This window comes from Duganella sp. CF458 (assembly GCF_900113115.1).
Taxonomy (GTDB): domain Bacteria; phylum Pseudomonadota; class Gammaproteobacteria; order Burkholderiales; family Burkholderiaceae_D; genus Rugamonas.
Genome location: NZ_FOOF01000017.1, coordinates 145,931 through 155,487, shown reverse-complemented (window position 1 = coordinate 155,487; position 9,557 = coordinate 145,931). Strand labels below are relative to the sequence as shown.

Here is a 9,557-nt window from a genome sequence, read left to right as displayed (position 1 = left end):
CAGCGGGTGCTGCGGGTTCACCAACTCGTCTAGCCGTTGGCGAAACATGTCATTGCTTTGCGGTCCGACTGGCTTTGGTCCCATCTGCCCCTCTGGAATTTGCAAGGAATTGCCTCTATTCTAACGAAACCTTGCAAATTACAGCAGTGTTTTTCAGGCGTTTCGCCTTTAGAATCAGGCTCCGTTCAATTGTTCAGGGCCGACTGAGTAGGACGGCTTGATGCCCAGCCAATGCAGCATCGCCAACACCGTAGTGGCCTTCAGGGTAGCGCCGTTATCGCCATGCAGCACAGGCTTGTTGTGGCGCATGGCGACGCCTTCAATCAGGGCGGTACGCCGCACCAAATGACTGGCATGGTCGGCATCATCTTCGGCATGCACTTCCCAACCAATGATCTTACGGCTGTAGAGGTCCAGGATCAGGTACAGGTAAAACCAGCGGCCCGCCACGGCTGTCGGCAAATACGTCATATCCCAGCACCACACCTGGCCAGGTGCGGTGGCGATGTGGGTGGTCGGCGGGCGCTGCTGCCGAGGCGCTTTGGCCCGGCCGCGATGACGCACCTGACCATGGGCACGCAAGACGCGGCTGAATGTCGATTCGCTGGCCAGATAGATGCCTTCGTCGGCCAGCATGGGAACGATGCGGGCCGGCGGCATATCGGCAAAGCGTGGTTCATTTGCGGCGGCCAGCACGGCTGCTCGCTCGCCCTCGGACAATGCGTGCGATGGCGTGGGACGCGCTGCCATCGGTCGGCGGTCACCACTGGCCAAACCGCCGCACGCCTGCCAGCGCTGCAGCGTGCGGGCACTCAGGCCAACGGTGGCGCATGCTTCGCTCAAGCGAGCACCGGCTTGGCATGCTTCTTTGATTTCTTGGGCCAGAGTCTGGCGATCTTCGAGGTCGATCATTCGTCCTCGGCCTTGTACTTGCTGAAGATCGCCTCGGCTTTTTTTGACAGTACCAGCAACGCTGCTGTTTCGGCCAGCGCTTTGTCCTTGCGACGCACCTCACGCTCAAGTTCCTTGATACGGCGCTTGTCTTGCTTGGCTTCAGCTGCGCTCAAACGCTTTTCTCCTGGCTGGCCCAGCGCGTTGATCGCCTGCTCGCGCCATAGCGCCAGTTCGTGCGGATACACGCCATTGCTGCGGCACCAGGCACTCTTATGGGATTCGTCCATGATGGATGTCGCCAGCACCGCTTCAAACCGCGCAGCGGGTGTCCATTCGCGGCGCTGTGTCGGGCTCGCCAATGCTTCGCTGCGCCAGCGTTCCAAGGTCGACTCGCTTACGCCCACAGACAATGCCACGTCCTTGATCGATGCGCTTTCGGGCGGCAACAACCGCGCCACCGCTTTGTCTTTGAATTCCTGTCCGTACCGTGCCACTTCTCACTCCTGTTATCGCCCCCATTTTCTCAGATCTATTGGAGCGACAACTATTTTGACACCGGGGGATGGCGGGCGTCTCAGGCAAGAATCAGGCGGAAGACTTCAATAAATTGAATGCAAACCTCGATCGTGACATTGAATCGGTGCGTAACATTGCAGCCGCCGCCGACTATAACGAGGCAAAGACTGCGATGGCGGTCAATGCCTTCGTTTTGGCTAGGTACGATGCGCTGAACAAGGCCAATCCCGATTTCATGTGGACACAGTTGGGCATATTTGCCGCCAATACCGTTCGCATAGGATTGGCGGAATCTTATACAGTTGCGGATGCGATGAATACAGTTGCATCGCAGCCAAATGAGCTCCGACTCGGGCGGGAATCTGATGACGGTGGACGTGCTCTGGCCGCTGGTTTGGGTGAAACCGTTCGAACAATGGCAAATGAGACATTGAAAGGACAGCTCGGCGTCCTGAAGGACGTCGGTAGTCTCGCATTGATGCATAAGATATACGGTGCAGAATCGCTGAGTTCGGCAACGTTCGAAGGAATGACACCTGCCGCCAGGAAGTCGTTTGAACTTCAAGCCGATGCAGAGCGATACCGCGATCGCGGGGATATGGAAGGTTTCTACATTCGACAGACCCGTGCGGCCATTGAGATGGGACGTCACGAACAAGCGAACTTGCAGAAGATGTGGGATCAACCGGTGATGACAACGTTTGCGAAGACGAATGAATTTATGAGGCGCTATTTCGGCATGCCAGTCGTGCGTCCAGATATCTACATAGGCGTTAATCCAGCAGCCGATCGTGGAAATGGAATTTCAATTCCGATGCCCGATGGTGCCGGAGACTTAACAAAGCTTGAGAATCGTGTGGCAATCGCGGCTAATGGGTTCCGAACTATAAACGGGATGCGTCAAAAGCCAGCCGGCGATGCCTTCATCGAGTATTATCAGGATCGCTTGGGTCACTCGAAGGGACTTGTCCAACCGGTATTGAGAAGGTCAGTTGGGATCTAATATGAATTTGAAAGATTTAAAAGTTGTCGTATTTGGAGTTTTAATAGCCATGGCGGCTTGCAGCCGCTCGTCACAGCCCATGGTAAACCCGACCGTTGTCGTGCACTTGGGGCAACCGGTAAGGCAGGTGCAAGAAAATTCGACTTATCGCTTTCCTGACAGTTTTACGAAACCCGGATCTGTCTTTCATGTGATTACGCAGCCGCATACTTTTATCTATTCGGACGCTACGCTGAAGTTGCAGTTCGCACGAAATAGTCGATATGAATCCCTGGGATCGCATATTCACGCATTGAGTGAAGGCACTCCAGAACCTACAGTCTATGCTGTGACCGTTCAAGCGTTTGACGACTATGTCGATTTGCCGACCGCCGTTGCATACATTCGCAAATTTCGGCAAAGTCTTCTCACCCAAGGCTTGGCCGAAATACCGCATTCGACCGCATCACGCTTCAAGGCAAATTTTGATAGTACACGTAAGGCCGACACGCTTGACGAGATTGAGGATGCATTTCTTGATTCACAATTCTTCGCACAGCGTGCGATGGCGCTCGACATGACAAAAAACAATCTTAGGCTTACCGTCACTCTGATCAATGGGCGTCGGCTCTGGGGAGATCGAAAGGATTTAAGCGACGACTTTATGAAGTCTGCCAAGACGCGCGCAGGAAGTGAAGCAACCAAGTTTAAACGTCAAGACTTGTTAGCAGAGCGATCCTATTCCGTAGAAATCAGCATTGGTGATAATCCCAATTTGCGGAAGTAATTGTCAGTAGCGTTCGTTCAGTTGCGTGAAAGACCGATGCATTCGGCAATGCGACGGGTGCCATTCTTGCGGAAAACGAGAAGGCATAAGCGGTAGGTGAACGCTTGCGACCGTCGCGCGCGGCAAATCCGATAGAATGCCCGCGCGGCCATCAGCCGTGCCCAATGGACAATCCAAAAGACAAAGACATGACTAAATCCATCACCTTCGTAGCGTCCACCCTGGCTGCCAGCATTGCTCTGGCGCTGGCTCCAGTCCACGCAGCAGGCGTTAAAGGCAGTAAGGCAGTGCAGCCGATCGTGCAGGAAGCACCGCTGCGCGCCCACCTGGCGTTCCTGTCCAGCGACCTGCTGGAAGGCCGCGGCACTGGCCAGCGCGGCGGCGACCTGACTGTCTCCTACCTGGAAAACCAGGCCTTGGCCGTGGGCCTGAAGCCAGTCGATGGCTTAACCTACCGCCAATTGGTAAAGATCGCCGGCGTCAAGACTGACGCAGCCGCCTCCAACCTGCGCCTGGAGGCGAATGGCGCGGCACTGCCGGCGAGCTTCGGCAAGGACTGGGTCTACGCTCCGGGCGATGCAAAGCCTGCACACAGCTTTAATGCCGACCTGGTCTTCGTCGGCTATGGCATCACCGCTTCGGAAGAAGGCTGGGACGACTACAAAGGCCAGGATGTGAGGGGCAAGATCATCGTCATGATGGTCAACGATCCGATGCCGACGGCTGAAGCGCCCAACCGTTTCGGCGGCAAGGCCCTGACTTACTATGGCCGCTGGACCTATAAATTCGAGGAAGCCAAGCGCAAGGGCGCGATTGGTGCTTTGCTGATCCACACCGACGCGTCGGCTTCGTATGGCTACAGCGTGGTGAAAAACAGCTGGGATGGTGTGGAGCGCTTCCAGCTTGCGCAAGGCACGCCGGGCACCGAACTGCAAGGCTGGCTGACCAACGAGACTGCGCTGGCGCTGTTCAAGGCGGCAGGCCTGGACCTGGACCAGTTGCGCGCCGCAGCTGAACGCAAGGATTTCCAGCCGGTGGCGCTGAAGGCCAAGCTGGTAGGCGATATGAAGGCCGAAGTGCGCAACGTCGAGCAATTCAACGTGGCGGGTGTGGTGCCGGGCACCGATCCAAAGCTGAAAGATGAAGTGGTGATCTACTCGGCGCACTGGGACCACCTGGGTAAGCAGGGCACCAGCGGCGACACCATCTACAACGGCGCGGTCGACAATGCATCCGGCAGCGCGGCCTTGCTGGCCATGGCGCAGGAAGCAGTGAAGTCGCCGGCCAAGCGCAGCCAGATGTTCCTGTGGGTCGCGGCGGAGGAGCAGGGCCTGCTCGGTAGCGCGGCGTACGCTGAATCACCACTTTGGCCGCTGGCGAAAACCGCAGCGAACCTGAACCTGGATTCGCTGAACTGGATCGGCACCACGCGTGATATCGGCACTGCCGGCAGCGAGCGCACGGACCTGGGGAAAATGGCAGAAGCGGCTGCCAAGGGCTTGAAGATGGTGATCGCGAAAGAGAAGCCGGACCTGGCCGGTGGCTATTTCCGCTCTGACCACTTCAGCTTTGCCAAGGCGGGCGTGCCGGCGTTCTCGATCACGTCGGGCAGCGATTACCTGGGCGACAAGGAGAAGGCGGAGCAGATGCGCGCAGCTTACCGCAAGAGCTATCACCAGGTCAGCGACGAATACGATCCTAACTGGTCGATGGCGGGCATGACCCAGATGGCGCAGTTCACCTTGAACCTGGGCCGTATTGTGGCCGATGCACCGAAGATGCCGGAGTGGAAAGCGGGCGACGCCTTCGGCAAGGCGCGCGCCAAGTAAGTCTTGCTCTACGCGGTGGCTGACAGCCGCCGCGTTGCCGCACTGCGGCGTTCTTCGTTCTTCATGGTTTCGCGCATGGTCTGCCGCACGAATTCCAGGTGGTGGTGGGCCGCACGTTGCGCCACATCCATCCTTCGCTCCCGTACAGCGTCCCAGATCGCGTGATGCTGCGCCCTAAGCTGTGCCCACAGCTCCGGGCGTGCAGTCAGGTATTCCAGGTTGCTTTGTACATGGCCCTCCATCACCTTGTGCAGGCTGGAACTCAGGTGCCCGATCAGCGCGTTGTGCGAGGCTTCCGCAATCGCCTGATGGAATTCCACGTCGGTCTTGATGCACTGCTCCAGGTCCTGCGCTGCGAAGGCGATCTCCAGCGCTTCATGGCAGGCGCGGATGCGTTCGAAATCCTCTTCCGTTCCGCGTTCGGCCGCCAGTTGCGCCGCCTGGCCTTCCAGCATATGGCGGAACTCCAGCATGTCGCCGTGGATATCGGGGTGATCCTTCAACATCTGCTGCCACGGATCGGTGAACGCCGCCTGCATCGAGTCGGTGACAAAGGTGCCGCCGCCGTGGCGTGTAATCAGCAAGCCTTTTGCCACCAGCGATTGCAGGGCGCCGCGCAGGGAAGGGCGCGATACGCCCAGATCCACCGCCAGCTCACGCTCGGACGGCAAGCGGTCGCCGGGCTTCAGCGATCCTTCGAGGATGCGGTTTTCGAGTTGGGTGGCGACGACATCGGACAGACGTTGGGCTGATGGCATGGCGGCTCGTGCTTAGTGGTCAGACGGCCGGATGCTACCACAATTGACCTTTTATCGCGCCGAGGTCTATATTGCTACGCATGATAGATCTCCTGATACTCCTGGCCGCATCGGCGGCAACGGCGGACAGCATTGGCTACACTTCCGCGGCGACAGCGCTGGAGGCGTTGAAAGCGCGCGGCGATGTGACGATTGCAGAGGATGGCGGCTGGACTACCGCGGACGACAAGGCGAATCGCACGCTATGGTCGTTCACCCAGCCGGGGCACCCGGCGCATCCTGCGGCAGTGCGCCGCACAGTGGTCCTGGAAAATGGCCAGGTGTCGATCAAAATGCACATGCTGTGCCAGGCAAGGAAGGAGGCCTGCGACAGCATGCTGGAGGAATTCCGTAGCATGAACGCTGCGTTGCAGCAGTCGTTGTCTCCGCCGAAGAATGCCGGTTCGGCGCCTTCGTGGCAGCCAAGCAGCTCGCAGCGGGCACGCGTTGAGGAGTTGAGCAAGGCTTTCTTCGCCGAGAAGGATGCTGCGCGCTATGCCCCCGCATGGGAGCGGCTTGGATCGGGCTTGCGCCAGCAGTGGACATTCGAAGGCTGGCGCGACGCGGCGGCCGGCAATGCCGCGCGGGCGGGCGCCATGCAGCGGCGCGACTTAAAAAAGATCACCATTTATCGAAGTTCGCAAAGCGGCACTCCGGGTACTTACGCTGCGGTGGATTTCACCGGCCGCTTTGCCAATGCCGACACGTACTGCGGTTACCTGGTCTGGAGCGAACAGGCGGACGGCAGCTTCCTGCTGGTGCGGGAAGAGGAGAATTACATTTACAACGCGACCGCTGCGCGGTTGACGGCCGAACAGCTGGCGAAAATGAAGGGCGTGTTCCGCTGCGTTGATTGACGTTACGCCCCTCGCACCTTATTTCGCCGCTTGCGCGCGCAAGGCTTCCAGCGTGCGCGGCAGGCTGCGCTTGCTCATCATTTCCACGATCCAGCCGAAGCCGTATGGCACTGGGCCGGGGTCTGCGTAGACGTGATATTCAATCAGCGTTCTGCCGCTTTCGCCCGCAATGGGAGTGAAGAGCCAGTAACCGGTGGTGTCGGCGATGGTGTCCGCGGGCGCAATACCGCTGGGGATCAGGCGCCATGCGAGCTTGCATTGGCTGGAGTCCGGCTGTTGTTGCTGTTCGAGACGCAGGCGATATTTCTTTTGCTGGCCTAGCGGCAGGTCGAGTGTCATGTCGACCAGGACGTATCCATCACCTTCGCCAACCGGTAGCGCGCTTTTCGTGTTTGGCATGAACGAGGCGTAGGACGCGTAGTCCTGCACCGTTGCGCACAATTGCGCGACCGGGGTGGGGGACAGTGTCCAGGCTGTGAAAGCCTTGCCGGGCAGGCCGGGGCTCGGGGCTTCAGACACGTGGATGGTACCGCCGGCCAGCGAGGCCAACTCGGGGACCGGCGGGGCGTTGATGTTGGCGGCGATTGCCGGGCCGGGTGCTGCGACTACGCAGGCGAGCAGCATGGCGGCGAAGGCGTGCCGGGGCGCCCGCAGTGGGGTCGTCGCGGGAGGGCGGGTGGCTGGCTTCATCGCTTGAGCGCCAGCGTGATGACGGTGCCGGTCAGGTCGATGCCGCGGATCGAGATACTGCCGAACGAAGGCCCGCCTGCCGCGGCGCCATGCACGCGGATGTTGTTGAAGTTGATTTCTCCAATCGTCGTGGGCAGGTTCAGCGACAGCGACCCGTCGGGATTCACGGTCGTCGCTGCGCGATTCGGCGCGTAGACCACGTTGTGCACGCTGACGTCCGACTCCACCAGGCCTAGCACCGGATTGACCAGCTTCGCCAGGTCGCCGCTGACTTCCACGCCGTTGCGTTTCAACTGATCGCGCACCTGCCGCACCAGGTCGTCGTCCAGGCCCTGTGCCGTGACAGCATCCAGTTCATGTTCCGCCAGCGCCGCCAACGAACCTTCACGGGGCAGGACAGCGGCCGGCGCAGTGATGGCTGCGGGCGCGGCAGCCAGCGCTTCGGCCGCGTAAGCTTCCAGCGGTGCGAATATCGCCCCGATCAGTGCCGCTGCCATGCGCACGCGGCGCTGCTTGAGCAGGATGTCCTGCACGTGCTGGTGCGTGACCAGCTCCCACTCGGCAAAGATTTCGCCAAGGCGCTGCCCGGTCTGGCGCTGCTGTGCGATGGCGTTCTGCAACTGCTCTTCGGTGACCAGCTTGTGCTTGACCAGCAACTGGCCAAATAATTGCGCGGGATGCTCCGCTTTATACCATGCCATGTTTTTCTCCATGATTGGCCAGGTCGGAAGGCGTCATGCCGAACCAGCGCTTACAGGCGCGATAGAACGCACTCGGCTCGGAAAAACCCAACTGGAAACTGAGCATCTTCAGCGACAGGTCGCCGGTTTCCAGCGATTGCCGCGCCAATGCCCGCCGAGTGTCATCCACCACGTTGGAGAAACTTGTGCCTTCCTCCGCCAGGCGCCGTTGCAAGGTGCGCTCGCTCATGGCCAGCAGCCCTGCAACCGCGTCGCGATGCGGCGGGCCTTTCGGCAGCAGCGAGGCGAGAATTTCCTGTACGCGGGCCGTGAATGCGGGTGGCTGCGCCTCGGCCAGTTGCGCCAGGATAGGCTGGGGACCGCCAGGCGGCGGCATGCCGCCATGGGGGAGCGCCGCCACCATGTCGGTATCGGAAAACTCCATCACATTGTGCGGCCGGTTGAAATGCACAGGGCAGCCAAAGGTGTTCTCGAAATACGCCGAGTTGGCGGGTTCCGGGAAGGCGTATTCCACTTTCACCGGCACCGCGTCGTCGCGGCCGGATGCGCAGCGCAGGGTACGCAGCAGCACGCACCACACGAAGTCGTAGCGCTGGCGCGGCACCATGCGATGCATGCCGGGCAGCAGGATGCCCACGCGCGTGTGGCCGTGACAGCGCTCGATCGTGCTTTGCACGGTGGGCGACAGCAGCATGATGTGCCCCATTACGCCCAACCAGCCCAGGCGGTGCGGGGTGGAGACCTTCAGGCCGATCAGCGGATCGCCCGAATGTTCAACCACCAGCTCCCACAGGTGGCTGAGTTTGTCCGACAGCGTCAGTGCGTCGCAAGCCAGGCCGTCGCCTTCATTCAGGCCGGCCTGCTCGAACAGCGCTTCCGCCTCAACGCCGGAATGGGAAAGGCGCGATTTCACACCGCGCACCAGGTGAAGAGCCGAAGAATAGCTCATGGCCTGTGCTCCCGCTCAGGGCGTCACCGCACTACGCAGGCGCATGCCGATGCGCTGCTGCAGTTCCTGCAGCTTGGGGTCCATCACGGCACGCGTATCGGCGGCAACGCCTTCGCCCAGCTTCTTCTGCAGCTCGGGCATCATGGCCTCGAACTTCTTCTTCACCGGCGATTCCAGGATGGTGATCATCTGGCGCAGCTCTTCCTCATTGAATCGCTCGGCCAGCAGCGGCGCAATGGTGGTGCCGACCAGCTTGTGGGCGCTGGCTTCGGCCACCGGCTTGTTCTCGTCCATGAACTTGCGCGCGTCGGCGACGATTTCCTTCAGCGCCGTATCGCGCTTTTCCGGTGATACGCGGCCCTGGAGTACGGCGCGCGCCTGCTGTACCGCATCGCCGACCGGCGCCTGCAGCATCGATTCTCCGATGGTCTCGGGGTGCCAGAGCTGCAGCACGCGGTTGACCAATTCCTGTTTTGCCGCCGGTACCGGCGCCGCATGCACTGAGCCCCCGATGGCCAGGGCGGCGATCATTGTCGCGAGTTTCTTCATCTCATT

The 9,557-nt window shown here is 60.2% G+C and carries 9 protein-coding genes and 1 pseudogene; 4 read left to right on the top strand and 6 right to left on the bottom strand.

Annotated features, from left to right (window positions below):
* Positions 1–204 precede the first annotated feature (204 nt).
* Positions 205–1,388: pseudogene (locus BM269_RS23840) on the bottom strand (transposase); the annotation flags it as partial.
* A 68-nt stretch (positions 1,389–1,456) separates the two neighbouring features.
* On the opposite strand from BM269_RS23840, the gene BM269_RS23835 reads away from it, so the two are divergent.
* The 3 genes from BM269_RS23835 (at position 1,457) to BM269_RS23825 (ending at position 5,008) form a co-directional block, all read left to right on the top strand.
* Complete coding sequence (locus BM269_RS23835; protein WP_090443169.1) at positions 1,457–2,413, top strand: hypothetical protein; 957 nt, start codon at positions 1,457–1,459, stop codon at positions 2,411–2,413.
* Between the two features lies 1 nt (position 2,414).
* Positions 2,415–3,179, top strand: coding sequence for a hypothetical protein (locus BM269_RS29215; RefSeq protein WP_139232853.1), 765 nt, complete (start codon positions 2,415–2,417; stop codon positions 3,177–3,179).
* Between the two features lie 188 nt (positions 3,180–3,367).
* Entirely contained in the window at positions 3,368–5,008 is a 1,641-nt protein-coding gene (locus tag BM269_RS23825) for a M28 family peptidase (protein WP_090443202.1), read from the top strand.
* An 8-nt stretch (positions 5,009–5,016) separates the two neighbouring features.
* On the opposite strand, the gene BM269_RS23820 is transcribed toward BM269_RS23825, so the two are convergent.
* Positions 5,017–5,766, bottom strand: coding sequence for an FCD domain-containing protein (locus tag BM269_RS23820; RefSeq protein ID WP_090443163.1), 750 nt, complete (start codon positions 5,764–5,766; stop codon positions 5,017–5,019).
* A gap of 80 nt (positions 5,767–5,846) precedes the next feature.
* Here BM269_RS23820 and BM269_RS23815 point away from each other — a divergent pair, with 80 nt between their 5' ends.
* Positions 5,847–6,662, top strand: a complete 816-nt coding sequence (locus tag BM269_RS23815; RefSeq protein WP_090443160.1) for a DUF4019 domain-containing protein — start codon at positions 5,847–5,849, stop codon at positions 6,660–6,662.
* An 18-nt stretch (positions 6,663–6,680) separates the two neighbouring features.
* Here the strand turns inward: BM269_RS23815 and BM269_RS23810 are convergent, their stop codons facing one another.
* Genes BM269_RS23810 through BM269_RS23795 form a run of 4 tightly spaced genes read right to left on the bottom strand, consistent with a single transcriptional unit; the run spans position 6,681 to position 9,551 of the window.
* Positions 6,681–7,352 carry an SRPBCC family protein gene (locus BM269_RS23810; protein WP_090443158.1) on the bottom strand — a complete coding sequence of 224 codons (672 nt, stop codon included), beginning with the start codon at positions 7,350–7,352 and terminating at the stop codon, positions 6,681–6,683.
* Positions 7,349–8,053, bottom strand: a complete 705-nt coding sequence (locus tag BM269_RS23805) for a cyclic di-GMP-binding domain-containing protein, MshE-related (protein WP_090443155.1) — start codon at positions 8,051–8,053, stop codon at positions 7,349–7,351. Before BM269_RS23805 ends, BM269_RS23810 begins: the two co-directional genes overlap by 4 nt.
* Entirely contained in the window at positions 8,040–9,002 is a 963-nt protein-coding gene (locus BM269_RS23800) for an AraC family transcriptional regulator (RefSeq protein WP_090443153.1), read from the bottom strand. Before BM269_RS23800 ends, BM269_RS23805 begins: the two co-directional genes overlap by 14 nt.
* Positions 9,003–9,017: 15 nt before the next feature.
* A complete protein-coding gene (locus tag BM269_RS23795) occupies positions 9,018–9,551 on the bottom strand; it encodes a DUF2059 domain-containing protein (RefSeq protein ID WP_090443151.1) in 534 nt (177 codons plus the stop codon).
* Positions 9,552–9,557: the final 6 nt, after the last annotated feature.

Bases quoted from the DNA above. Each gene is read 5' to 3' on its own strand.
- BM269_RS23835 (WP_090443169.1), top strand. From the start codon at position 1,457: ATGGCGGGCGTCTCAGGCAAGAATCAGGCGGAAGACTTCAATAAATTG.
- BM269_RS29215 (WP_139232853.1), top strand. From the start codon at position 2,415: ATGAATTTGAAAGATTTAAAAGTTGTCGTATTTGGAGTTTTAATAGCC.
- BM269_RS23825 (WP_090443202.1), top strand. From the start codon at position 3,368: ATGACTAAATCCATCACCTTCGTAGCGTCCACCCTGGCTGCCAGCATT.
- BM269_RS23820 (WP_090443163.1), bottom strand. From the start codon at position 5,766: ATGCCATCAGCCCAACGTCTGTCCGATGTCGTCGCCACCCAACTCGAA.
- BM269_RS23815 (WP_090443160.1), top strand. From the start codon at position 5,847: ATGATAGATCTCCTGATACTCCTGGCCGCATCGGCGGCAACGGCGGAC.
- BM269_RS23810 (WP_090443158.1), bottom strand. From the start codon at position 7,352: ATGAAGCCAGCCACCCGCCCTCCCGCGACGACCCCACTGCGGGCGCCC.
- BM269_RS23805 (WP_090443155.1), bottom strand. From the start codon at position 8,053: ATGGCATGGTATAAAGCGGAGCATCCCGCGCAATTATTTGGCCAGTTG.
- BM269_RS23800 (WP_090443153.1), bottom strand. From the start codon at position 9,002: ATGAGCTATTCTTCGGCTCTTCACCTGGTGCGCGGTGTGAAATCGCGC.
- BM269_RS23795 (WP_090443151.1), bottom strand. From the start codon at position 9,551: ATGAAGAAACTCGCGACAATGATCGCCGCCCTGGCCATCGGGGGCTCA.